Source organism: Cryobacterium sp. Y29, assembly GCF_002929825.1.
In the GTDB taxonomy this organism is placed as follows: Bacteria; Actinomycetota; Actinomycetes; order Actinomycetales; family Microbacteriaceae; genus Cryobacterium.
In genome coordinates this window covers 94,978-118,565 of the sequence record NZ_PJJN01000030.1, presented here as the reverse complement: position 1 = coordinate 118,565, position 23,588 = coordinate 94,978, and the positions used below count along the sequence as shown (strand labels likewise).

Annotated in this window: 25 protein-coding genes; 7 read left to right on the top strand and 18 right to left on the bottom strand. The window is 65.4% G+C overall.

The features are described 5' to 3' along the window. The first annotated feature begins 38 nt into the window (after positions 1 to 38). Positions 39 to 509, top strand: coding sequence for an L-lactate permease (locus CXY74_RS06495; protein ID WP_104199679.1), 471 nt, complete (start codon positions 39 to 41; stop codon positions 507 to 509). A gap of 126 nt (positions 510 to 635) precedes the next feature. Beyond that, positions 636 to 1,298 (top strand): hypothetical protein, encoded by a 663-nt coding sequence (locus CXY74_RS06490; RefSeq protein WP_104199678.1) that lies wholly within the window; start codon positions 636 to 638, stop codon positions 1,296 to 1,298. Positions 1,299 to 1,307: 9 nt separating this feature from the next. On the opposite strand, the gene CXY74_RS06485 is transcribed toward CXY74_RS06490, so the two are convergent. Further along, positions 1,308 to 2,186, bottom strand: coding sequence for a nuclease-related domain-containing protein (locus CXY74_RS06485; protein ID WP_104199677.1), 879 nt, complete (start codon positions 2,184 to 2,186; stop codon positions 1,308 to 1,310). A 262-nt stretch (positions 2,187 to 2,448) separates the two neighbouring features. Here CXY74_RS06485 and CXY74_RS06480 point away from each other — a divergent pair, with 262 nt between their 5' ends. After that, a complete protein-coding gene (locus tag CXY74_RS06480; protein WP_146070072.1) occupies positions 2,449 to 2,664 on the top strand; it encodes a hypothetical protein in 216 nt (71 codons plus the stop codon). Here CXY74_RS06480 and CXY74_RS06475 read toward each other — a convergent pair. Continuing rightward, positions 2,661 to 3,392 (bottom strand): hypothetical protein, encoded by a 732-nt coding sequence (locus CXY74_RS06475; protein ID WP_104199675.1) that lies wholly within the window; start codon positions 3,390 to 3,392, stop codon positions 2,661 to 2,663. The two genes, CXY74_RS06480 and CXY74_RS06475, sit on opposite strands and share 4 nt — an antisense overlap. Positions 3,393 to 3,552: 160 nt before the next feature. On the opposite strand from CXY74_RS06475, the gene CXY74_RS06470 reads away from it, so the two are divergent. Next, positions 3,553 to 4,515: a DUF1524 domain-containing protein gene (locus CXY74_RS06470; RefSeq protein WP_104199674.1), complete on the top strand. Its 963-nt coding sequence runs from the start codon at positions 3,553 to 3,555 to the stop codon at positions 4,513 to 4,515. A gap of 117 nt (positions 4,516 to 4,632) precedes the next feature. Here CXY74_RS06470 and CXY74_RS06465 read toward each other — a convergent pair whose 3' ends face one another. Together CXY74_RS06465 and CXY74_RS06460 are read right to left on the bottom strand one after the other, a co-directional pair. Beyond that, positions 4,633 to 5,433 carry a nuclease-related domain-containing protein gene (locus CXY74_RS06465; protein WP_146070071.1) on the bottom strand — a complete coding sequence of 267 codons (801 nt, stop codon included), beginning with the start codon at positions 5,431 to 5,433 and terminating at the stop codon, positions 4,633 to 4,635. Positions 5,434 to 5,654: 221 nt separating this feature from the next. Continuing rightward, positions 5,655 to 5,843, bottom strand: a complete 189-nt coding sequence (locus CXY74_RS06460; RefSeq protein WP_146070070.1) for a hypothetical protein — start codon at positions 5,841 to 5,843, stop codon at positions 5,655 to 5,657. 135 nt (positions 5,844 to 5,978) lie between these two features. Between CXY74_RS06460 and CXY74_RS06455 the strand changes: the two genes are divergently transcribed. Next, positions 5,979 to 6,416 (top strand): hypothetical protein, encoded by a 438-nt coding sequence (locus CXY74_RS06455; protein WP_104199671.1) that lies wholly within the window; start codon positions 5,979 to 5,981, stop codon positions 6,414 to 6,416. A 34-nt stretch (positions 6,417 to 6,450) separates the two neighbouring features. On the opposite strand, the gene rraA is transcribed toward CXY74_RS06455, so the two are convergent. Continuing rightward, positions 6,451 to 6,918, bottom strand: coding sequence for a ribonuclease E activity regulator RraA (gene rraA / locus CXY74_RS06450; RefSeq protein ID WP_104199670.1), 468 nt, complete (start codon positions 6,916 to 6,918; stop codon positions 6,451 to 6,453). Continuing rightward, positions 6,915 to 7,139 (bottom strand): hypothetical protein, encoded by a 225-nt coding sequence (locus CXY74_RS17915; protein ID WP_233193246.1) that lies wholly within the window; start codon positions 7,137 to 7,139, stop codon positions 6,915 to 6,917. Before CXY74_RS17915 ends, rraA begins: the two co-directional genes overlap by 4 nt. A 79-nt stretch (positions 7,140 to 7,218) precedes the next feature. Here CXY74_RS17915 and CXY74_RS06445 point away from each other — a divergent pair, with 79 nt between their 5' ends. After that, a complete protein-coding gene (locus CXY74_RS06445) occupies positions 7,219 to 7,878 on the top strand; it encodes a Pr6Pr family membrane protein (RefSeq protein ID WP_146070069.1) in 660 nt (219 codons plus the stop codon). A gap of 29 nt (positions 7,879 to 7,907) precedes the next feature. Here CXY74_RS06445 and CXY74_RS06440 read toward each other — a convergent pair whose 3' ends face one another. From CXY74_RS06440 to CXY74_RS17525, 8 genes are all read right to left on the bottom strand, one after another. Then, the gene (locus CXY74_RS06440; protein ID WP_104199668.1) at positions 7,908 to 9,320 is read right to left on the bottom strand and encodes an NAD(P)/FAD-dependent oxidoreductase; all 1,413 of its coding nucleotides are present in this window, start codon (positions 9,318 to 9,320) and stop codon (positions 7,908 to 7,910) included. Positions 9,321 to 9,614: 294 nt separating this feature from the next. Continuing rightward, positions 9,615 to 10,418 (bottom strand): SDR family NAD(P)-dependent oxidoreductase, encoded by an 804-nt coding sequence (locus tag CXY74_RS06435; RefSeq protein ID WP_104199667.1) that lies wholly within the window; start codon positions 10,416 to 10,418, stop codon positions 9,615 to 9,617. A gap of 226 nt (positions 10,419 to 10,644) precedes the next feature. Beyond that, a complete protein-coding gene (locus CXY74_RS06430; protein ID WP_233193245.1) occupies positions 10,645 to 12,252 on the bottom strand; it encodes a methyltransferase in 1,608 nt (535 codons plus the stop codon). A gap of 40 nt (positions 12,253 to 12,292) precedes the next feature. Then, entirely contained in the window at positions 12,293 to 13,471 is a 1,179-nt protein-coding gene (locus CXY74_RS06425) for an NAD(P)/FAD-dependent oxidoreductase (RefSeq protein ID WP_104199666.1), read from the bottom strand. Further along, positions 13,464 to 14,327 carry a class I SAM-dependent methyltransferase gene (locus CXY74_RS06420; RefSeq protein ID WP_104199665.1) on the bottom strand — a complete coding sequence of 288 codons (864 nt, stop codon included), beginning with the start codon at positions 14,325 to 14,327 and terminating at the stop codon, positions 13,464 to 13,466. Before CXY74_RS06420 ends, CXY74_RS06425 begins: the two co-directional genes overlap by 8 nt. Beyond that, on the bottom strand, positions 14,328 to 15,548 hold the full coding sequence (locus tag CXY74_RS06415) for a type III polyketide synthase (protein WP_104199664.1): 1,221 nt from the start codon (positions 15,546 to 15,548) through the stop codon (positions 14,328 to 14,330). A 50-nt stretch (positions 15,549 to 15,598) separates the two neighbouring features. Then, positions 15,599 to 16,465, bottom strand: a complete 867-nt coding sequence (locus tag CXY74_RS06410) for a phosphatase PAP2 family protein (protein ID WP_104199663.1) — start codon at positions 16,463 to 16,465, stop codon at positions 15,599 to 15,601. 120 nt (positions 16,466 to 16,585) lie between these two features. Further along, a complete protein-coding gene (locus tag CXY74_RS17525; protein WP_158252308.1) occupies positions 16,586 to 16,726 on the bottom strand; it encodes a hypothetical protein in 141 nt (46 codons plus the stop codon). 274 nt (positions 16,727 to 17,000) lie between these two features. Here CXY74_RS17525 and CXY74_RS06405 point away from each other — a divergent pair, with 274 nt between their 5' ends. Beyond that, positions 17,001 to 17,939, top strand: a complete 939-nt coding sequence (locus tag CXY74_RS06405) for a phosphodiesterase (RefSeq protein WP_104199662.1) — start codon at positions 17,001 to 17,003, stop codon at positions 17,937 to 17,939. On the opposite strand, the gene CXY74_RS06400 is transcribed toward CXY74_RS06405, so the two are convergent. From CXY74_RS06400 to pnuC, 4 genes are all read right to left on the bottom strand, one after another. Then, the gene (locus CXY74_RS06400) at positions 17,869 to 19,665 is read right to left on the bottom strand and encodes a stealth family protein (protein WP_104199661.1); all 1,797 of its coding nucleotides are present in this window, start codon (positions 19,663 to 19,665) and stop codon (positions 17,869 to 17,871) included. The two genes, CXY74_RS06405 and CXY74_RS06400, sit on opposite strands and share 71 nt — an antisense overlap. Positions 19,666 to 19,973: 308 nt before the next feature. Then, positions 19,974 to 20,102, bottom strand: a complete 129-nt coding sequence (locus tag CXY74_RS18190; protein ID WP_255409521.1) for a hypothetical protein — start codon at positions 20,100 to 20,102, stop codon at positions 19,974 to 19,976. 48 nt (positions 20,103 to 20,150) lie between these two features. Continuing rightward, the gene (locus CXY74_RS06395; protein WP_104199660.1) at positions 20,151 to 22,370 is read right to left on the bottom strand and encodes a thioredoxin domain-containing protein; all 2,220 of its coding nucleotides are present in this window, start codon (positions 22,368 to 22,370) and stop codon (positions 20,151 to 20,153) included. A gap of 393 nt (positions 22,371 to 22,763) precedes the next feature. Then, complete coding sequence (pnuC, locus tag CXY74_RS06390) at positions 22,764 to 23,429, bottom strand: nicotinamide riboside transporter PnuC (protein ID WP_104198247.1); 666 nt, start codon at positions 23,427 to 23,429, stop codon at positions 22,764 to 22,766. Positions 23,430 to 23,588: the final 159 nt, after the last annotated feature.

Below are 23,588 nucleotides of genomic sequence, written 5' to 3'. Positions count from 1 at the left end.
ACAAGGCCGCACCCACGGTCTAGAGCCAGCGCATCACGATGTTCGGTGCACCAGAGACGCGGCCTGCCGCGCGCCAGGTCTGGACGGCTATTGCCCCCTACCTGATCATCATCGTGATCTTCTCGATTGCCCAAGTGCCGATAGTCAAGGCCTGGCTGACCGCTTTCGGCAGCGTGACGTTCCGGTGGCCGGGGCAGAATGTGATCGACCCGGCTGGCAATCCCGTTGTCGCTCAGCTCTTCAAACTGGACCATCTCAAGGCAGCGGGCACATCCGTGCTGATCTCCGGTGCGGTCCTGATGGCCTTATACAAGATCACGCCCCGCCAGGGACTGCGGGTCTACCGGGAAACCCTGATGCAGCTGCGCTGGACCATCGCTGTCGGGCTCGCTGGGGCGGAGAGCACGCTCCTCCGCAAGCTGATCGGTTGGAGTCTGGGCCTCCTCGTGCTGATGACCCTCGTGATCTGGCTGCAATCGACCCCCGTGCTCGGCTGGATGGTGCCCTGACGACGGCGCTCGCAACGCTCGACCTGCCCCGACTGCCCCGACTGACTGCGCCGCCTGCGCTGACAGCACTGACGGTGAACTTTCGGGCTGGCTCGGGGCCGCTCCGGCGGCGAGTACGCTCGAAATGTGTTGTCTCGCGAGCTGATTCGTCTATACCCCGAGCTCTATCACGTGGCCGCCGATGGAAGCTGGCCCGCCATCTGGCGGCACGGGCTGCTCAGTCCAGCCGCGCTCGTCACCCGATGGGGCGTCAAGCAGGGTACCCCTCAGGCTGCCATTCTGGGCAAGCGCCGAGGCGAGTCGCGCGTGCTGGAGCATTCCCAATTCGGCACCGCGGTCATCCGTCATCAGAAGGCCATCCATGAGCCGTCGCTCGAAGATGCCCTCGAAGACCTGACACTGGCCGAATGGTACGCGGCGCTGAACGACCGCGTCTTCTTTCACCTGCAGCCACGGCTGCTGCGCGACCTGTTGAACGCCCGCTCCTATCGCGACGATGCCCACACGGTGATCACCGTGAACACCAGGAGCCTGGTCGCTGCCCACGAAGACGAGATCGAGCTGAGCGGGATCAACTCCGGCTTCGCGCAGCGGCACAGCAAGGAGCCGCGCGGGCGGGGCACCTTCGAATCGATCGAGGACTACCGGCACCCCACCCGTTCTCACGCGGTGACCAAGGGACAGGACATCGCCGAACTGGCCATCGTGCGCGGGGTGCGTGACCTGCGCGACCACGTCGTACGCGTCGAGCGGATGCGCGAGGGCACGGTTCTCGAGCGCCTCGCCTGACCCATTGGCTCAGCGCACGGCGAGGTACTCGACGGCAGCGACGATGAGGGGCGATGTCAGGGCGGCAAGCAGGGCCGCGGCCGCCGCGGCGGCCAGTACCGTGAACGTGGTACGTCGCGTTCGGGCGGCCGCGACCTGCTGTTCGAGCGCGGTGAACCGGGCGTGCAGGTGCGCTGGCGCAAGCGGCTGGGGAGCTGCTCGCCAGGTCGCGGGGTCGTCGATGACCGCGGTGACCGCGGCCTGCTGCTCCGGGGTGAACGTTCGCGGGCGCGCCACGAGCCACCGGCGCAGGCGAGGCGAATCGATGACCGTGACGGCATTGGGTTTGCGGGCAAGCAGAATTTTGTGCGGGTTGACCAGCACAATCATGGGTTCAACAACGCTCGCTGCCGGCATCACCGCTGCCAGCAACGCGGTGATCTGGGCCGATTCAAACCGCGCATCACGCAGGTACGGCATGGCGTGGTCGCCGATCGGAATCGAGCGCGGCGACCCGGTCAGGTCGCGGTCCCAGTGAGTTTTCGCATTGATCGAGAAGACTCCTCCCGGACCCACGACGAGGTGGTCGACCCAGAACGCCGTACTGCGAATGGGCAGAGAATGGTAGACACTGTAGCCATCGGGCAGCCGTGTGAGAATGTCGCCGACAATCATCTCGGCCTGCGCAGCGCGGAGCCAGCCCAGTCCATTCGCATCGAGCGGCGCGACGCCCAGGGTGCGTGCGAACCAGGACTGCGGCGGCCGGTCTTCGTGCTGGCGCAGCAGTTCCTCGACAACGGATTGACCGGCGAACCGACCGGGGGCGATGGACACCGTGGGCATGCTGCGCGCCACAGAGACTGCCGGCTCGTGATCATGAGCCTGCAGTCCAGCACCAAGAGTTGTCATAGCCACGTTCACTTGCCTTACCACGGGTTCGAACCCCGTATTATCGTGCCACCGACACCTGCCGATCCCGTCCTAACAATCGGCTGCATCACAGCTTTAGTTAGCAAATGTTAAGTAATTCTCATTCACGCTCCGAGGCGACCCCCGAGGCTGGTGCAAAGCATCCGCTGTCAATATAAGGTGGGGCCCCCTGCCGGGGCCTCCCCCACTAAGTAGGGCAACGTCGGCTAGCCTGAAATCACCCCACCGATTGGATTCACTCGTGAAACACCTGACTTTCAATGTTTGCGCGATCGCGGGACTCGCCTTCAGCGGCCTGGCAGTGCTTCTGCTGCTGGCCAACCTGCTCTCGGGTAACCAGTTCGTCGACGTGATTCTACCGGCCGCCGTGGTCTCGCTCGTCGTCGGTGGCGCGTTCTCGGTGCGCGCGCGACTGCTGTCGGCCAAGGGTAACGGCCCGGCGAAGCGCGTGCGCTAAACCCCCACGCTACCGGGCTGGGGCAGGATCGTCGGACGAATACCCCAGGTCAGCGGGTTGTCGATCACGGCGGCGAGTTCCATTCGTTCGATCGGGCGGAGCACCTGTGGGCGTGCGACCAACCAGTCGCCGAGCGCTGCAGCACCGAGCACCGGCACCAATGGTGTCCTGACAGAAACCATTTTGGCCGGCCCCGCCTTCCCCAAACCCGACTTGACCAACCCGGAACGCCCGGTGATCCATAGCGCGCGGGTGCCCAGCAGAACGAGTGCGGGCTGCACCGCGGTGCGCAGCGGCAGTCGACCGCGCAGGCGCACCGTGAGGCGGTTCGCGCCGGCTGTGGCCACCGTGAAATCCGGCGAGCGCTGCCCGGCAACGAACACAGTCTGTCGGTGCACCCAGGCGATCTGGCCGTCGAACAGCCGTGCATGCAGGGCAAGAACCCCGCCGGGGCCCACCAGCAGGCGCACCACGCCCGCGCCATCACCGCCGAACCTGGGCAACGTGAATGCGGCCCAGTTTTCGGGAAGCGTCGCGAGGAGCGTATCGATGGCGGATTCACTGCGAGCTCTGGCCAACGCCAGGTCGATCGGCGTGACCGCAGGGCGGGGCGCATAGCCGGGCAGCCAGGCTGGCCCGACCAATAATTGCGGCGGTGCGGTGCGATTCGATTCGAGTGATTCCGGGGGCATCGAACGACGCCGCCACGTGGAGAGTATGTGGATCATCAGTGCTCCTCGCCGGGTTTTATATCTTGCCAGTGCCGCCCCTGCCACAAGACCCCCAGAATGGGGGACGTTTTACGAAACGGATGCTGCCCTGGTGCGAGGCGACCACGCCGCACCACGTATATTCGGAGGGTCGTGCCGTGCGGCCAGAAGGAGCATCATGACCGTTCGACGCTCGACCCGATCCTTTCTGGTGATGGGGCTGGTCGCGGCTGTGCTCGGGTCGATCCTGGTGGGAACCGCGGTGGCGGGATCATCCGTTTCGTCGAACCTGGCCGTCCCGACAAACAGCGCGCTGCCAACAGCGACAGCCGAACCCGCGCCGACGCGCGATTCGACGCCCGATTCGACCGCCGAAGCGACGGCCACGACCGACACCGCCGCCCTGTCCGTGCTGGAGACCCTGCCGGTGAAGGGGCGCGCCCCCCAGACCGGCTACGACCGCGAGGAAAGCTTCGGATCGGCTTGGCAAGACGTGGACCAGAACGGATGCGACACCCGCAACGACATCCTGGCCCGCGACCTGAGCGCCCTCGTAGTCGACGGCGGCTGCGAGGTGCAGGGCGGCACCCTGCTCGGACCGTACACCGGCCAGACCATCACCTTCGTGCGCGGGCAGGCGACCTCATCGCTCGTGCAGATCGACCACCTCGTGGCACTGTCCAATGCCTGGCAGACCGGAGCGCAGCAGCTGTCGCAGGAACAGCGGGTGGCGCTCGCCAATGATCCACTCAATCTGCTCGCCGTTGACGGCGTGACCAATTCACGCAAGGGTGACGGCGACACGGCCACCTGGTTGCCGCCGCTGAAAACATTCCGTTGCGCCTACGTAGCGCGGCAGGTTTCGGTGAAGGCGACCTATGCGCTGTGGGTGACCGCGGCCGAACACGATGCGATGACGCGCATCCTGTCCAACTGCCCCAACGAACTCGCCACGACCACGACCACGACCACGGACGCCGTCGTCGCGCCCGGGGCGGCGCCGATCGCCGAGACGCCGAACGACGTCTATTTTCACAACTGCACCGCGGCCCGTGAGTCTGGTGCGGCCCCGGTTCACGTCGGTGACCCCGGCTACGGCGGCCATCTCGATCGCGACGGCGACGGCACCGGCTGCGAATAGTCCCGCGCAGAAGCCGCTTTGCGCCGTGCACCCGCATAGTGTCGCGCCACTTCTGCAGGGCTCGACACTGCGGTTCCGGCGCGGTTCCGGCGCGGTTCCGGCGCGGTTCCGGTGCGGCTACCGCGCGCTGGCAATCTGCGGAAGCAGCAGCACCACGTGCAGGGCACCGAGTGTGGCGAGAACTATTCCGAGCGTCATCCATCGCAGGCGGGTGTATCTCGCGCGCGCCACTTCTGCCTCGAGCACGCTAAAGCGCTGCAGAATCTCAGCCGGCGTCAGTGCTGTGAGCGCCTGCCAGAGCGCGGGGTTCTCGACGAATCGGGTAATTTCCAACCGGTCGAGGGGAGCCAGCACGGAAGGGAGTCCCTGCAACCAGGTACACAGGTCGGTGGCCTCGATGATTTTCACCCGTGACGGCTGCGTCTGCACGGTCACACGTTTGGTATCGACGAGTACGACGACACCCCGTACCGACACTGCGCTCGGCATCCGCTTGGAAAGCAGGGTGGTGAGGCTGACCGCCTCGAATTCGGCCTCCCTTATATACGGAATCTTTCGGGCGCCGACGAGCACACTGCGACCGGCGACCAATACAGATTTGCGCGCTTGACGGTCAGAATGGAGGGCGAATACGCCGCCAGGTCCGATCACGAGGTGGTCGACGTCGGCGCCGCTGTCGCCTACCGGCAGGGAATGGAAGACGATCCATTCCCGAGGCAGCTCGGCCAACGCGAGCCCCACGGAGATTTCCGCTCGGGCGGCATCGAGGCAGCGTACGCTGTCGGCGCCGAGTGGCGACCGACCGACCAGGCGCTCCAGCTTCCGGCGGGGGGCAACCAGCCGTTGCTCCAGCAGGAGCACTTCTATGATCGACTGCGCGGGGCACCGCAGTCGCATTATGGGCGCATCGATTGTCACGGTTCTCCTGTTCGGTGCTTGAATATATCCGCCCGGCAGCCAGTTGGAGCAGCCCCCGATCGGGCGGTGCGCGCATCAGGTGCCTGAACTACCGCGGTCAGAGAACTTCGTACATCCCAGTACGGGGGGAGGCATCGCCCGGAAAGCGTGCCAGCCCACGCATTGTGCCACGATGACAAAGCCCGGTTGTTCGACCGCAACCCCACGGCACGACCAGCACGTCATGTTGCCGCCAGTCGTAAAAATGTCCAGGGGAAGTCCATGATCGACAGTGATCTGTCGCGCGCTGTCACAAACACGCAGGCCGCAGCGACGGCCGCCGTGGCCGCCGTGGTCGCGTTCAACGCGAGCACGTCACCGGAGCTACCGGAGGGCCAGCAAACCTCGTTCACGACGAACGCCCGGGCCATCGTCACCGCCAAGCGGTCGATGCCAGCCAGGTCATCTCGGCGGCACGTCGCGAATCCTTCACCGCTAGCCAGCTGGGCACGACCGCGTCTCGATCACAGCGCTCGCGATCCATTCGTCGAGGCGGTATCGCTCTCATGTTGCTGTCCCCGGCGGTCTGGGTCTTCGCCTACTTTTTTGTACTGGTCACCGGCGGTGAAGTCAGCATGCAGGCGATCCTTCCCATCGCGTGGCTGCTGCTCGGCACCGGAGTGGTCTTCGCCGGTGTGCGCGTGGCTCGCCCCCTGCCCCTGGACGACTCAGACACAACTGCGTTATCCGTTGCGCGGGTAGCCCTGCTCGGGTTCGATCCGCTCAGCCAGCCGGCCCGACTTCCGCGGACGTGGACCCAGGATCCCAAGGTGGGTGAGCGCCTCGACCGATTCATGCGCGACGCCTACATGAATTTTCCGACCCCGAGCGAGCTTCCGGGGTCGATGACGGCAGCGACCGCGTTGTCGACCTCGACGCCAACTTCGTCGTCGTCAGCATCGACGACGTGCAGCAGTAAGACCCGTTTTCGCGTGTGGCGCTGAGCGAATTCGCTCAGCGCCACACGGTTCAACGTCGTTAGCGCTCGACCAGGATGCCGTCTTCGTCGCAGTAGACGGTGCGTCCGGGCGTGAAGACGACTCCAGCGATCTCGACGATGGCATCCGCTATACCGGCCCCGGTCTTGGAACTCTTACGCGGGTTGCTACCGAGGGCTTTCACCCCGAGGTCGAGGGCTCCAATAGCGATGCGGTCACGCACGGCACCATTGATGATCGCGCCGGACCAGCCGTTCGCCACGGCGAGGTCGGCGATCATATCGCCCATGAGCGCCGTGTTGAGTGAGCCGCCGCCATCGATGACGAGCACCGCCCCATTACCAGGAGTGGACAGGATCGATTTGAGCAGCGCGTTGTCTTCAAAACAGGTGACAGTGCGGATCGGGCCGTTGAACCGGGCCCGTCCGCCGATCGTCTGAAACTGCAGGGGTACTGATTGCAGCTCGTCGCCACGCTCATCATACAAATCGGCGGTCAACACGGTCATTGTTCCTCCAGGGTTTCGGTGCTTCCAGAGTAGGGCCCGGCCTCGTGTCTGCCGTAACCCTGCGCTCGTAACCAGCCCGCAGGCAGTGTCGAGATCGAGGGGTGGGAAGCATCCGTTACGAGCCTGCTGCTCTGGCTGAAAACCGCACCGTGCTGCGCCGTCGTGACCGCCGTCGAGGTGAGTGATGCCGATGCCACCGTCGAGGGCGGGTTTGAGATCATCTCCTGCGGATGGGGGCTCCCCGGCGCTGGCGTAGCGTTAGTCTATGACCGCGCGCACGAGCCCGTCCGGGGTACGGGAATGAGAGCGCGGACCGCGTTCGGTGTGGCGCGCCTGGGATTGACCGCGACGGGACTCGTTGCCCTCGTCGGATATTTTCAGTACACACTCGGCGTGTCCACGTTCGCGATCGCGAATTTCTTCAGCTATTTCACGGTGCAGAGCGCCATCGTGTCGATTCTCGTCTTTATGTCGGCCGCCGTTGTCGCGCTGCGACGGCCTACCGATCCGGCCTGGCTCGACATGCTTCGGGCCATGGTCACGACCTATATTCTGGTTTCGGGCGTGGTCTACGGCATCATCGTCTGGCAGTCCTCCAGCGCGAACTACTCCATCGAGGTGCCGTGGTCGAGCCAGTTTCTGCACTTCGTGATTCCGGCATTCGCCCTCATCGACTGGATCGTCGACCCGTATAAGGCCTGCCTGTCGTGGAAATATCTTGGCTGGGCCATCGTTTTTCCTGTGTTCTGGCTGGTCTTCACGCTCATTCGTGGGCCAGTCGTGGGCTGGTACCCCTACTTTTTTCTCGATGCCCGGCAGGTGAGCGGCCCCGGCGAGACCGTGTTGTACTGCCTGATCATCGTGATGATCATCACCGGAATTGCGGCGCTGCTCACCGGGATCACCCGGCTGAAGCGGATGCCGCGGCACCTCCTTCCGCCGTGGCGCAACTCCGCCTGAGCCTTCCGCTTCGGCTACTTGACGTTGGGCTACTTCGCGTCAGGCACCGCGAGGAACGGCTCGAGGCCGGTGAGCGCTGCTGCGAGAAAGGCGTCATCATCGAGCTCGGATAGCCTGGTCGCGTTTTCGGCGGCGACCAGGCCCATCAGAACGGGTTCGCCGGTGAGCGGCATCATGTTGATCCAAACCGGAAAGTCGGCGTCTTCGCCGACGATGGTCCAGAGCCTGGCCGACGTGTCCCAGAACGGCACGTCGAAGCGCAGCCAGATCTTATCGACCACGCCCATGCCGAGGGCGGCGATCGCACCTCGGTGAGAAAACGGCAGCGCCGGCGAGAATTCGATCGCCGCATCCTTCAGCACACCAAGCGGCACGGTCACGATGACTCGATCGGCGGACAACGACTCTCCGGTGCCGAGGCGCAGGCTCACGCCGTTGTTGTCGTGGGCCACACGGTTGACCACCTGGGAGAGCAACAGTTCGAGGCCTTCCGCATCGCTGGTGAGCAGGGTCGAGTATCCACCGATCACGATTTGATCGTCGTCGCTACTCGCGATGTCGGTTGTGTACCAGGCCGATTGCTGGCTCGGGGTGGCCCCGGATTCGACCTTGAGTTTCGTAGCGATTTCGTACTCGAGCCAGTCGGCATCCGAGAGGCCTTCGGCGTTCGGGGTCTTCGACAGGCTTGCCTCGCCCGAATCAATCAGGGCGCGTTCGACCGAGACATCCTGCTGCTGACTGGCCGCCCAGCTGAGCGCGCCGGCTACGGCTTGAGTACCCAGCGGCGACACGTCCACGACAGCCCCGGCCCGGGTGCGCACCTCTGGCGTGTGCGCGAACGGTAAGAGCTTCACCCCGAGGGCGGTCAGTTCGTCGTCCAGAAAATCCACCGACGTTCGATGCACGAACGAGGGGCCCCGTTCGATCGGAAACGGCCAGTCGCCACTGACGGTGTCGATACGCCCGCCGATGCGATCCCGCGCCTCGATGACGACCACGTTGAAGCCGTCGTCGACGAGTTGGCGAGCCGCCGTGATGCCGGCAATTCCGGCACCAATAATGGTGATGCGTTCCCCCGGGGCCGCGACGTCACGCACCTCGCTGGCCGCCAGCAGGCCAGAGGCACGCGCGCCCTGCACGGTTCCGGGCTCCTCAGCCGCGGTAGCTTCACCGGCGAAGAACACGCGGGCGTCGACGGACTGACCGAGGTCCATTCGGTGCTCAGGGGTAGCTCCGACGGCGGCGTAGCTGAAGGATCCGCGGGAGAAGGGGTCGCTCGACCAGTTGGTCCGGGAGACCGTGAGCGGCTGGGGCACGATCGACGGTGTCAGCGTGGATGGCACAACGGACGGTGACGGCACCGGCTGCGGCGTCACGCACGCGGCGAGCGCCAAGACCGAAAATCCCGACGCCGTGCCGAGCAGAAAAGTGCGTCGATTCACGATCGGTCTGTTTCAGAACGGCTGATCTCGGGCGCGCGCCCGTGGTTGTTCAGTACGGCGCCAGTCATGAGTCCAAACTACCGCAGACCGTGCGGGCTGGCACTTTATCCTGAAGGTCGTTAGTTAGTTATCTGACCAACTAACCGGTGAACCGGCTGGGGTCACGGGGCAGCATCCACTCAATAACGGCAGTGCTTGGTCGAAGCGGGCAAGCCGATCTTGGTGCAGATCGAGAACGACGCGGGCTTTGGCGGTTTCCTGGCCCAGCGCCGGGCCACCCCGAAGACCTGGAGGTCAGGCCGGGCGACGTTGCTCAGCCACGGAGTTTCCGCCGTCGACGACGATCACCTGCCCGGTGACGTAGGCGGCTCCGGGCGAGGCGAGAAATGCAATGACGGATGCGACCTCTCCCGGTGTACCGCTGCGACCAGCCGGTACGAGCGCACCTTCCAGGGCCTCGCTCGTGAGTTGGGAGCCGGTCGCGATCCAGCCAGGAGCGACGGCGTTGGAGGTGATGCCGGCACCGGCTTCGTCGACGGCGAGGGCTCGGGTCAGCCCCACCAAGCCGGCCTTCGCCGCGGCGTAGGCGACATCGCCGCGACTCGCCATGATCGATCCGCTCACGCTCGACACCGTCACAATGCGGCCCCAGCCGGCCGCGCGCATGAAACTGATCACGGCGCGCGTGGCGTGAAAGGCCGTGGACAGGTTGATGGCAAGGCCCCGATCCCACTCGGCAGGGCTGGTCAGAATGTCGCCGTGGCCCATCTCAGCGTCGCCGACGGCGACCATGCCAGCGTTGTTCACGAGAATCGTCGGCTTGTGCCCGCCCGCGCTGAGGGCCGCCTCCAGCCCCGCAGCGTCGGCGGCCGAGTCGAGGGTGCAGACGATTCCGACGGCATCGAGGCCGTCGGCGGTGAGTTCTTCCGCGCGGTCGAATACCCGCGCCGTCGTTCCGGTGAGAATCACCCGGGCGCCGAGTTCACCGAGCATCCGTGCTGCAGCGAAGCCGATGCCGGTGGCACTCCCCGCCCCGGTGACAAGCGCGGTGCGCCCGCCGAGGTCGAAGGCAACCGGAAGCGGGTGTGCAGAAGTCATGGCGTCAGGTTAGCGCCTGCGCCCCCGGCGCCCGCGCCCCGTTCCCGCGCCCCGGTGTCGGCGCCCCCGTTCCCGTTTCCTGTGCCCGCGCCCGGTGTCGGCGCCCGGTGTCGGCGCATAACTCCTGCAATTTGTGACCGGTGCCAAGCGGATGCCCGGAATTCCGGCCGAATTTTCTGGGGCGTGGGCACTTTGCAGGAGTTATGCGCGGGGCGGGGCCGCGGTGCTAGGCGGGCTGGGGCAACAACAGGAAGCCGTCGACGAGCAGCCCACGCACCTTCGGCAGGAGTTCGGCGGTCAGCGCTGCCTCGTCTGCCGCGAGCAGCTGGGCGAGAGCGCCGATGATGGCGCCGACGGCGAGCTCGCCGTCGCAGGCGCCGACCAGCCCGGCCAGTGCCGTGTCGAGGGGAACCGAACGGCCGAATCCACTGCCCTGATGCAGGGTCATGAGCGTCGGATCCTGCTGACCGGGCCAGTAGTGGCGTTCCTCGGTGACGTCAGTAGCCACGGTGAGCTGCGTGCGCAACAGGCGTGCGTCCTCCGTTTGAGCCTGCCAGTCGTGGGCGGCGAGGCACTCGGCGAGGTGCGCGCCGAGGCCGGCCGGGTTGTGGCCGAGGGCGTCGGGCATCCGTTCGAGGCGACGCAGGGTGGGGGCGGCAAGCCCCGCGTGAGGCAGCCGCAGCAGTAGGTAGCCGAACCCGACCCGGCGCACGCCGCGCGCGTCGAAGTCCTGTAACCAGGCGTCGTACAGCCGGTCGAAGTCGGGGCCGGGCTGGGTGCCGCCGTCGCGAATCCAGGTTTCGGCGTATTGGCCCGGCGATTGCACTTCACGTTCGATGATCCACGCGTCGAGTGCCGGCGAGGATGCGGCCGGTGCGGCCGCCGGGAATGTCGCGGGCGTGCCGGCCCCCGGGAGCCTCGCGGGCGTGAGCCAGCGCTCGAGCCGCTCGAAGGCATCCATTTCGCCGTGGTATTCCCAATTACCGAGCAGCTGCACGACGCCGCCGGGCGTGAGATGGTCGGCGGCCCCGCGCACGACGGCCTCGACCAGCGCGTCGCCGACCATTCCGCCGTCACGATACTCGTAGCTCGGCACACCCTCAGCCCGCGGTGTGATCACGAACGGCGGATTCGAGATGATGTGATCGAACTTCTCCCCCACCACCGGCTCGAACAAGCTGCCGAACCGAAACTCGATATTGTCGATCTCGTTGAGCGTCGCGTTCAGCGCCGCGAGCTCGAGCGCCCGCACCGAGATATCAGTCGCAACGACATGCTCGGCGTTCCGGGAGGCGTGCATGGCCTGGATTCCGCAGCCGGTGCCGATGTCGAGCGCGCGCTCCACCGGGTTTGGCATCATGAGTCCGCTCAGGGTGCGGGACGCCCCGCCGATGCCGAGAACATGGGTTTCACCGAGCGCATGCCCCAGCGCCAGCTCCCCGAGATCGCTCACGATCCACCAGCTGTCGGCGCCGTGGGCGTCGATGAAGGTATACGGGCGCAAGTCGACGAGCGGGCGCACGCGCGAGTCATCGTCGGCGGCCACAAGACTCAGCTCCAGGGCTCCGGCAGCCCCGAGCGACGGCAGCGCGGCGTCGAGGTCCGCGCTTGAAACCGGGTCACCGAGCAGGAACAGCCGGGCCAGGGTCGCGGCGGGCTCGTTCCGGCCGAGTTTGACAGCGAGGGCGGCGAGCGCCCGCCGGGCCGGAACCCTCTGGTTGCGGTGCAGCGCGGCATCCGCTTCGATCCCCCACAGGCCGGTCAGGCCGGGAACCGAGAAGTGGGCGGCAGCGAGGTCGGTGCGCAGGCGAGGTATCAGAGTTGCAGAAGTCACCCATCTATTCAACTCGATGCGCGGCCGGTGCCCGCACCAGTCACAGCCAGCGCATGGTGAACGCGCGGGCAACGACCTCGTTGGCCGGCGGCAACGTGAGTGAGCGCACGACCGCATTGCGGGCGCGGAGCCGCGCACCGTGGGCGGGGCGGCCCATATTCATGTTGAATCCGGCCTGCAGGGCAGCGCGACGCCCTGCACTGCGACGGGTGCGGTCGTACGTTGCCAAAACGGATGCCGCCGCCGCCGGATCGAGCAACGCCCGCTGCAGCGCCGGCGCGAGTGCAACGGCATCGAGCCAGCCGAGATTCATGCCCTGCCCGCCGATCGGACTGATCTCGTGCGCCGCGTCGCCAACCAGCACGATGCGGCCCGCATCCCGGGGACCGGACATCGGCCTGCCCGGAACGCGCAGCGATTTCGAATGCATGCGCCGGGCCAGCCTCTGCTGTACGGCAAACGCGCTGGCGGCCCCGAGGGGTTCGACCACACGCACCCCCGTTCGATGACGAATAAGCGCGGCCAGGTCGGCGCTGTCGGCATCCGTTGCGAGAAAATCGGTCATGGCCACCCAGCGGCGACGACCATCGGGCAGCGGAAACGACTCGACCACGCCACCGCGCTCGAAATAGAGCACCGCGCCGGGATGGGTGCTCGTCGGGGCAGTGTCGACGAAGTCGCCCATGAGATAGGTTTCGCTGCGCCCGAGCTGCCGCCACGCGATGCCCGCCGCCTCGCGTACTCGGCTGCGCCCTCCGTCGGCCCCGATCACATAGCGAGCCTCGATCGGGCCGGAATCGGTGGACACCGCGACGGCGTCACCGCGGTCGCGCACCCCGGTCATCGTCACGCCGCTGCGATATCGTCCGGGCCGGAGTTCGTCGAACCGCGCGCGCAGCAGGGCCTCCGTCTCGTACTGCGGCAGGGCGACCACGAACGGATATCCCGGCGCTGCCCGTTCAAACGACAGCTGCCCGAGCTTACGGCCGTCGGAGCGCACCTCCCCCGCGCGAATGCGCACGGCTCGCTCCAGGAGGGCGTCAGCAACACCGATTGCGGCGAGTGCCCGCAGCGACGGCGGGTGGATGCCGATTGCCCGCGAGCGCAGCGACGGCTGCGCACGCTGCTCGAGCACCTCGACGTCGAGCCCGCCGACGGCGAGGACGCAGGCGAGCATCGTGCCCACCGGTCCCCCACCGACGATAACCACGTCACGCATCCGATGTTCTTTCTGCCTCTGACACCGAATCAGACCCTGATCGTTTGCCCACAGGCCCTGGCGCCTCTGTCGCCTCTGTCGCCTCTGTCGCCTCTGGCGCCTCTGGAGCATCTGGCGCGACATGCAGCGCGGACTCAGCCGCGGTCGTTGCCGGCCGCGTCGGAGCTTCCCAGCGCAGCTCCAACCGCGAGGGGAGGCCGCGCGACACGGTCCACTCGGCGGGCACAACCGCCCGCAATTCTTCGGCGGTATAGCTGCGTTGAATCGAGGTGAGCCCGTCGGGGCGTATGTAGGAGTGCCGAAAGAACGGCGACGTCGCTGCCGCGAACCCGAGGTAGGCGAAATTCGACCGCTCGAGGTCGGCGTGCAGCACCCGGCGACGGGCGAGCGCCTCCGAATCCAAGAGCAACCCTTTCAGCTCGTCGACGCTCAAATGGTGCAGCACGTGATTCGAGACCACGAAGTCGAAGCGCTCGCCGTCCGCTACGAGGTCAGAACTCAGCGCCCGCTGAAATGACAACCCGACGATTTTCGGCTGACTGGTCGCGAACACGTGCGCGCGGGCATCCGGATCGATGCCGGTCACCTTGAGCCGCAGGCCGTCGCGCACGGCCCAGCGAGCCAGCGCCCGCGACACATCGCCGCCGCCGGAGCCAACGTCGAGCAGCGTCATCTCGGTCGTCGTTGACAGAGCGGGGCGGATACTGCGGCGATAGATCTTCCACCAGCCAGACACGACTGCGTTGACCACGCGAAAATCCTGATAGGTGCGGGTGAGCATGGCCGGGTCGCACAGCGGAGAATCCATGAGTTCCACGGCCCTGTGCGCTCGCACGCGGAGCGAGGGAAGGGCCATTCAGCCCTCGATCACAGTCATCAGGCCGGACTCCACGGTGAGGCCGGGCCCGAACGCCATGGCGCAGACCCGTTCGCCATCGGCGGTGGCCGCGCCGTCGAGAATGGATTTCATCACGAACAGAATGGTCGCGCTGCTCATATTGCCGTTGGTGCGCAGAGTCTCTCGCGATGGATTCAGCTGGTCGGCGCGCAGTTCGAGCTTTGCTTCGGTCTTGTCGAGAATGCTTCGGCCGCCCGGGTGGATGGCCCAGTGCTCGATCACCGAGCTGAGCGAGGCCGGGGGCGCGAGGGTGAGAACATGGGCGGCCTCACTACCTCCCGCAGCTGATTCGCTCGTTTCCTCGTGGAGCCCAGCGGCGAGCTGCTCGGTAATTGACGCATCGCGGGCGAACAGTGGGGCGAGGGCTCCCTCGATGTGCTCGTCGATGATGTGCGGCACATACGTGCTCAAAATCATCTCGAAGCCCTCATCGCCGATCTTCCACGCCATGTCGCCTTCGCCGACCGGGGTGATCACCGTCTCGAACAGGTCGAGGCCGAGGGCCTTCTCGCCGGGCAGCGGGGCTCTGGCGCTAACGATGCCGGCGGCGGCACCGTCAGAAAATAGCGAGGAGGCAACGATGGTGTCCGGGTCGTTCGAGGTGCGCAGGTGCAGCGAGCAGAGTTCCGCGCTCACCACGAGCACGACCGCGTTCGGGTCAGCCTCGACGAACTGCTTTGCGGTGCGAAGGGCCGGCATTGCTGCGTAGCAGCCCATGAATCCCAGGTGGTAACGCTGGGTACTGGCCTTCAGCCCGAGCTCCCGCACCAGCATGTAGTCGGGGCCGGGCGCGTAAAACCCGGTACAGGAGACGGTGACGACGTGGGTCACCTCGTCGGGCCGGATGTCGGGGCAGGCGGCGAGCGCCCGGCGGCCAGCCTCGACGAAGAGTTTGGTGGCCTCGGTGATGTAGAGCTCGTTGCGCACTTTGGTGCTCGGCACCAGCAGAAGCTGCTGGCGCGCATCGAAGAAACGTGGTTCGGCCGCATCGTTGTCGATGGTGAGTTCGTCGATGACGGTGTGTCGGGTCTCGATGCCCGACACGTTGAAACTCGTGCTGACCAGCCGTTGAGCTAGTCGGCTCAGCCCCGGCTGGGCAGCGAAGATATCGCGCACCTGCTCTTGAATCAGAATCGTCGGGGGAACTACAGTCTGGATCGCTCTTAGCGTGACGGCCATGAGTCAGTCTCGCACGTGGCTCTGATTGAGTACACCCCTCGGCGATGAATCTAGTGCAGGCGGGCAAACAGCCGGGTTCCGCTGAGCGCGAGCAGCAGACCGGCCGTCACGATGGCCGCCACTCCACCCAGGTAGGCGACGACGGTTCCCAGCGTGCCGACGCGCTCGAACAGGCTGCTGTCCAACACGAGAGTCGCGATGAACGCCACGGCAGAGAACGCCCCACAGCCAATCGATACCCACCGAACAATGCGAACCGTCGAGTGGCGCAGCCCGGTGAATTCCCGGCGCCGGGTTGTCGGGGCCGGGGTCGCAGTACCGGCTCGCGTCACGATGCCCGGGCGCGGCCAGGCCAGAACCGCCCCGGCGAGGCACCCCCACAGGGCGACCCAGAGCAGGGCTGCGATGACGTCACTCGGTCGATGCCATTGGTTGGCGAGCGTTGCCACACCGGCCAGCACGGCGAAGGCTGTGCCCCAGCCGGCGACCATCGGGCGTAGGCGCGGGCTCGCGACCAGAAACACCACGAGAGCGGATGCCGCCGCCACCGTCGTATGCCCCGACGGGAATGAATTTCCGGCATACCCCTCGACCGCAAGGTCGGGCCGGGCCAGGATCCCGTATTTCAGCAGTTGGGCCGACGCCGTGGCCGCCGCGGCCGCGACCAGCGCAACGATCAGGGTGCGCCAGTTGCGGCGCACCCGCGCGATGATCGCGGTCAGGACCACCCCGAATACCACGGCGATATCCGGCACAGAGTCGAGCACCCGGCCGGTGAACGGCGTGATGCTGAGGCGACCGAATTCGGCGCCGTCATACGCGAGCTGGTCGGCCTCCTGGCCGGCGTGGCTGCGCACGAAGAAAAGATAGAGGCTAAAGAAGGCGAACGCGGTCAACGATGCCCCGACGAGGTACATCAGCGGTCCCTGCCGGAGGGAGCTTCGAGGTAACCAATTGCGCACGGTCAAGCATGCCACGTGTTTCGGGAAGGCACAGTGTCGCCTGTGATCGGGCCGGGGCCGCAACACCAGCCCCGGCTATACGTCCCGCAATGTCGAGCCCCCTGCCTGCTCGACGGTGATCGCAGCCGACTTCGTGAGGATGCGCGTCGCGTCGTCGACGACGACGTCTGTCTGAGCATGCATCCGCTTGCCGTCGAACACGACGTCACTGATCACAAAACCCGGGACACCCTCACTGAACCGTTGATGACACCGGAGAAAACGTTACCGTCGCCGTTGCCGCCGGGCGAAACCGCCTCGTAGCGCGGTGTAGCCGGGCCGCCAGTGCAGCGCCATCACTGATCGAACAAACTTTTTGCCCATTTACCCCTGCAATGTCCGATTGATGTGTGGCGTACACCCGTTGTTCAAGAACTTCTGATCGAATAGTGAGAATAATCGTGACGACGCGCCAGCTTGAGCACGCCCGCGACAAACGAATGGACGCTCTGTGAGCATTCGAACGGCTGAATTCCCCCGGCCGGACCACTTTCTGTTACACCTGAGCGACACCCACCTGCTGGCGGGAGGCTCGAAGCTTTATGGCAGCGTCAACGCTGAAATCCATCTGGCCGACCTTTTCGCCGAGGTCGAGGCCTCTGGCGCCCGCCCCGAGGCCATCGTCTTCACCGGCGATCTAGCCGACAAGGGCGAACCGGGTGCCTACGAACTGCTGCGGGCAATCGTCGAGCCAGCCGCTGAACGTCTCGGCGCCCGCGTTATCTGGGTGATGGGCAACCACGACAATCGCTCGGCGTTTCGCGCTGAACTGCTCGACCAACTGCCCAGTGAATCGCCCATCGACCGGTCCTATGACCTCAATGGTTTGCGAATTATCACCCTCGATACGTCCGTTCCGGGCCATCACCACGGCGCAGTGACCGACCAGCAGCTGCTCTGGCTCGCCGAAGAACTGCGCGTGCCCGCGCCCGACGGCACCATTCTGGCCATGCACCACCCGCCGATTCCGAGCGTGCTCGACCTGGCCACCGCCGTTGAGTTGCGCGATCAGGAGCGTCTGGCCGAGGTGCTGCGCGGTTCCGACGTGCGCAGTATCATCGCCGGTCACCTGCATTACTCGTCGATGGCGATGTTCGCGGGCATCCCCGTGTCGGTTTCGTCAGCGACCTGCTACACCCAGGACCTCAACGTTCCCGTCGGCGGCACCCTCGGTCGAGACGGCGCTCGCGCATTCAACCTGGTGCACGTCTTCCCTAGCACCGTGCTGCACTCCGTGGTGCCACTCGGCCAGCATCCAACGCTGGAATACGTCGATGCCGCCGAAAGCGCGCGTCGCCTGCACGCTTCCGGCGTCGAGACTACGCCGTCGGCAACTCTGCCCGCACTGCGCGAGCCCCCGATGACCAGGCCGATCCCGGTTCTGCGCTAGTCGCCGGGCTGGCCCGTTCCCACGGTGCCACGATCGGAAAGTACAGTTCCAGAAATTCCGTCACCGCGGCGCGGCGCACCTCGGTGGAGATTTCCGGGCGACTGCCGTCGTTCAGGCAGAACATGTCCTGATCGCGATGCTTGCGCAAATGATTCATCTGTCGCAGGGCGATGCGCAGCGTGGTCTCGATATACAGCGAGCGCACCTGCGTCTGGGCGACCGCGCGACCAGTCATCAAGGCGTAGTAGTGATAGAGCGAGTTAGTCACCGAGATGTCGGTCGCCGAGCGGAACCGGCTGGCGGCAGTGCGGCTGAAGTCCTCGGGAAACTCCTGTTCCAGCTCAAGCAGCACGCTCTTGCGCATGGGCGCCGGCGTGTGTTCGAGGTGCCGAGTGGTGACCTTGCCAAAGCGCCCGTGCAACAGCGCCCGATTCACCCGAGCGGCGTTCTCGAATCCACTGCGGGTCGGGTCGTTCTCGCCCAGACCGATACGAGTGGCTGCCTCGACGAACTTGGTTACCCCGCCCGGCGAGAAGAACAGCTCTGGACCGACCGGGCGACCGAAGAACATGTCGTCGTTCGAGTATAGAAAGTGCTCGGCCAGGCCCGGAATGTGGTGCAGTTGGCTTTCCACGGCGTGCGAATTATGAATGGGCAGCACGCTCGTGTCAACGAAGAAGTCTTCACTGCGCATGATCGTGACCCGCGGATGCTCGGCTAGCCACTCCGGCGCGGGCGAATCGGTCGCGATGAAGATACGTCGAATCCACGGGGCGAACATATACACGCTTCGCAGCGCGTACTTGAGCTCGTCGATCTGGCGAAAACGGGCGTCGGAATCGTCACCCTCGCCGATGACGTAGGCCTTCATACGCTTGGCACGTTCCCGCTGAAATTCGTCGCTCGACCCGTCGACCCAGCTGAACACAAGGTCGATGTCGAAAGAAACGTCGCTTGCCAGGTCGTCGAACATGTTCTGCAGGGTCAGCCAGGAGCGCCCGTACAGGTCGATCGTCGTTTCACGGGCTTCAGAGCGCGGCAACCGGGTGCGCATGAGGGCGTTTTCCACGGGGGCGATTATTTCGTCTTCGCCGAAGCGCCACAGTTCCAGCTGGAACGCGGTCTGGGCGCCGTAGCGCAGGCGGCCGATCGGTTCGATGCGCGGCCGGTAGACGCGAAACACGGAGGATTTGCGCAGCGTAATGAGAGCGCCGTCGGCGAGCAGAAATTGCTGGCTGACGTTGCCGTCGAGCGGCTTGGCATAAAAGGGCTCGTTGGCGAACGCCCGGCTCAATACCTTGGTGATTTCCTTGCGTCGTTTGCGGTCGACGGCGATGACCGGCCGGTTGTGGTCGCCGCGCACGAGCAGAAAGTCGATGCCAGCAGCGGTGAGGGCGTCGTACACGGCCACGAGGTCCTTCACCATGGACTCGTGCGGCGTGTAGTGGCCGTTGATGAGGGCTATCTCGCCCTTGCGCACGACGAGATCGTCACGGTCGAAGCGACGGGTGCGGGCATCCGGTGTTATCAACACCAACTCGGGTTCACTGCTGAGGGACAGGGTCGGAATCAGCCCGGTATTGGTGGGGGGTTCAGGGTCGCTCGAGTCGAATCCGACGGAGTCGGGGCGAAAGGCGTCGGTGTCAAAAATGTCACCGTCGAAAGTATCGGCATAGCCCTGGTTGGAAGTCTCGGGTTGTGCCTCGGGGATATCGCGTGTCGCCATGGTCCTCCTTGAGAAAGTGGTGCACTCGATCGTGGGCCAGCCAGGGCTAACACCGAAGAATGCATCGAAATTGCCGGCGTGAATGAATCAGGGTGTTTCGCAGCGACGATCTTCTCGAGAAGCGACGAGGTTCTCGATGAGCGACTGGCGTTTTGTGAAACGCGGTGGTTTGTGTACTTAGTGTACGTCTTGACGTCGGCAATTCGTTGCCGCGACCGACCGCGCATGGACGGATGCTGTGGCACCCGTTCAGCCGGTTGAGCGGGGTCAGCGCGCGGCGATACCGACGAGGCCCATGATCAGTGCCATCAACAAACTCGCCACCCGTTCTGGGGCGAGGGGGAGCCGGTGAGGCCGGCCGGGCGGCGGTCGAACGCGTCGTGCGTGACCGCGCGGGCTGCGGTGAATCCGGCCCAGATGTTGATTTCAAAAACCATGACGGTTCTTTCGGCGGGCTTTCCGGATATGGGACGGGTTGCCCGCCGTCAGTGCGTGGGCGCCGAATCGGGGTGTTGCCGTTCGGCCACAATGCGAGCGATCAGGTCGGTCATCGCAGCCGGCAACGGCAGCTCGCCCGGGCCGGTCACCGGCAGCTGGCAGACGAAATCGCGGCAGAGATACGCGGTGGGCAGGCCGCTCGGCGCGGCGCGGTGGTCGAACAGGGCGAAGCCGGCGGCGGCGAAGGCCCGGGCCTGGGTCTCTGAAACGGATGCGACGACATGCGCGGGATGCCGCCGCGCAAGATCGGAGAGTGTGACGGGGTGCGGTGTGACGGTCTGCAATGTGACGGTCTGCTGGTTTTCGTCACTTCGGTCGGGCGAGACGATAACGAGTTGCTCGATCGCGGTGCTCAGTTCGTCGAACAGGTGCAGTGCGGCGCCGAAGGCGAGCGGTTGCTTTGGTGCGAGTGAGGCCACCAGACTGAGGCCAGCCTGCGCGGCCCGGCGATAGCGATCGTCGCCGGTGAGGCGGTACAGCAACACGGCGGCGTCGGCGCTCGAGGACAGTCCCGACGGGTAGGCGCCTTCGGAGGGATCGACGGCGCTGACCAGCCCTTGCGCCCTGAGCACCGGATCCGCGCCGTGCGGCGGGCGGAAAATGACAGATTGGTGTGTGCCACTGGCTCCGGCCCGAGTCGCTGATTGCGACGACTCGGCGGCGGAAGGGGCGTTTGATATCGTGCTGTCGAGCAGGCGGCGAGCCCGGCTGGCGTAGGTCACGTCACCGGTGACGAGTGCGAGTTCGAGGAGCCCCCGTGAGTACATGCCGTAGTCCTCCAGCGTGGCTTTGGCCGCTGACGTGCGGCCGAAGGTGGCCCGACCGGCAGCAGTGGCGTCGGCAGCGATATCATCGGCAGCAGCACCGTCGCGGGCGGTGCGGTGCGCTTGGACCCGGGCTGCGTCTACACCGGCAACAGAGGCGCGCACGAGGGTACCGTCGGCGCGCTCGTGTTGCTCGTGCAGGTACTCAGCGGCACGACGGGCGGCGCTGATGAGGTCGGGGCGGTCGAAGACGAAACCGGCCCGGGCCAGGGCCTGGATGGCGAGGCCGTTCCAGCCGGTCAGCACCTTTTCGTCTAGTGCGGGAGGAATTTGCTTCTGGCGCTCACTCGCCTCGAGCGCGTAGTAGCCACCCTCGACCCGCACGCCATCAACCGTACTTTCAGAGTCTTGCGCGCTGGCGAACCCGCCGCTCGGGAGCTGCATCACATCAGTGAGAAAACCCGCGACGCCCTCGGCTACGTGGCGCGCCCACGTCCCGCCGGTGAGCATCCAGGCGCGCGTATAGAGGCCAAGCAGTTGAGCGTTGTCGTAGAGCATACGTTCGTAGTGCGGATCGCTCCAATCCCGGTTGACCGCGTAGCGAAAGAAGCCACCCTCGATCGGGTCCCGCAGCGGGGATGCACCCATGATCTTGAGCGTGCGCAGCGCAAGGTCGGTGCCGTCGCTTGGGGCCGCACTACTCGGCGCGGTGTCGGGCTCGGGGGCGTCCTCGGTATCGCGCCTCGACACCCTGCCGTGTCCGAGCAGAAAGGAGAGCGTCGGCGACGCCGGAAACTTCGGCGCGCCGCCGAAGCCGCCGAAAAGGGTGTCTTCGAAGCCGACGAGCTCCGCAACGGCGTGGTCGAGTTCTTCCGCGCTGGGCCGGGCGTCATCCGCGGAACCGTCCCCTCCAACCGACTCCGACCCCGCGGCAAGCTGCCGAGCAGACTCGGCGAGCACTTCCGCTACGCGAGCTGCGCCCGCCGTCACCTCCTCACGGCGGGTGAGCCAGGCATCCGTCACCGCGGACAGTACGTCGCGAAATGATGGATGTCCCGGCTGACCGACCGGGGGAAAATACGTTCCGGCATGGAAGGCCTGCCCGTCGGGCGTGACGAACACGTTGAGTGGCCAGCCGAGGCCCTGCACGAAGGCGCTCGCGGCCGCGAGGTAGCTCGCGTCGACATCGGGGTGTTCCTCGCGGTCCACCTTGATGCTCACGAAGTGCTCGTTGAGATAGTCGGCGATGTCTGGATCGCTGAAGCTTTCCCTGGCCATCACGTGGCACCAGTGGCAGGTCGAGTATCCAATCGATACGAGAACGGGCAGATCACGTTTTTTTGCCTCGACAAAGGCTTCGATGCCCCAGCTGTGCCAGTGCACCGGGTTTTCTGCGTGGGAACGCAGGTACGGACTGATGGCATCAACGAGATGGTTGGGCATTCTTCCATTGTGCTCCGACCGCGCACATTAGGGTACCCGCGCTCGGTCGCTACCTCAGCAAACGTGATAATAAATTGGCACACTGTAGCGAAAAATGTTCTGGTGATGAATCAGAAATCCACTCATGTGCTCGCAAAATAAACCGTCGGACGATTTCATCTAGAAAAAGTCGACATCAAATGTTTGTTTGACAATCAAAACTTTGTTCGGGCGGGCTATCCCCGGATGCTTCGTGGTTCTCGTGTGGATTGGAGACAGAGGGACGAAATGGCGCGAGCGTGGCAAGGACCCAGGAGACCCTGCAATTGATGCGGGAGGGTATTACCGCCCAACGCGACGTTACAGAACAGTTGCGACTGATTGAGAGCCGGCTCACGGCGATGGAGAAGACGCTCAACGACGTAGCGTAAGCGCTTGGGCGCGGCGATGCACCCGCACCCAGACGATGAACCCGATGACGGTGAAGGCCCCGTAGAACAGGTACAGCACGGCGGAGGCGTAGTAGCCGGCGCTGATCAATAGCGGCACCCCGACGATGTCGACGGCCACCCAGATGAGCCAGAATTCGGTCCAGCCCTTGGCCATGCCGTAGGTCGCAAGCAGGGAGCCGGTGAAGATCCAGGCATCCGCCCAGACCGGCTCGAAGGAGCCGAGCGCGCGAAAGATCGGGGTGAGCACCAGCGTGCCAGCGACGAGGCCGAGACCCAGCAGAACACGCGTGCGATTGCTGGCCCAGTGCGGCACGACGGCCACTTGAACCGCGGAGTCGCGGCTGCGGCGCCACTGCACCCAACCAAAGATCGACACAACGATGAACATGATCTGGCGGCCAGCCTGCCCGAGCAGGTTCACCGGGTTGGGTGTACCGAAAACGGCGCCGAGGAACACGGTGAACAGCAGCGCATTGCCGATAATGCCCACCGGCCAGGCCCAGATCTTGCGACGCATGCCGCCGACCGCGCTCGCGATTCCGAACGCATTGCCGACGACCTCGCGCCAGAGAATGGTCTGGGTACCGATCTGCAACTGGGCGTCGAACAGCCATTCAATCGGATTCATGGGATCTTTCTGCCTATCGGCGCAGACGAGCGCGCCCGCGCCTCAAAAAACGCAACGCATCCCAATGTACGCCGCTGGCGGGTCGAATCCGGCCGGGCACACGCCCGTGGCCCCACCGACCATGAGTCGGCGGGGCCACGGCCTCACATGCATGCTGCG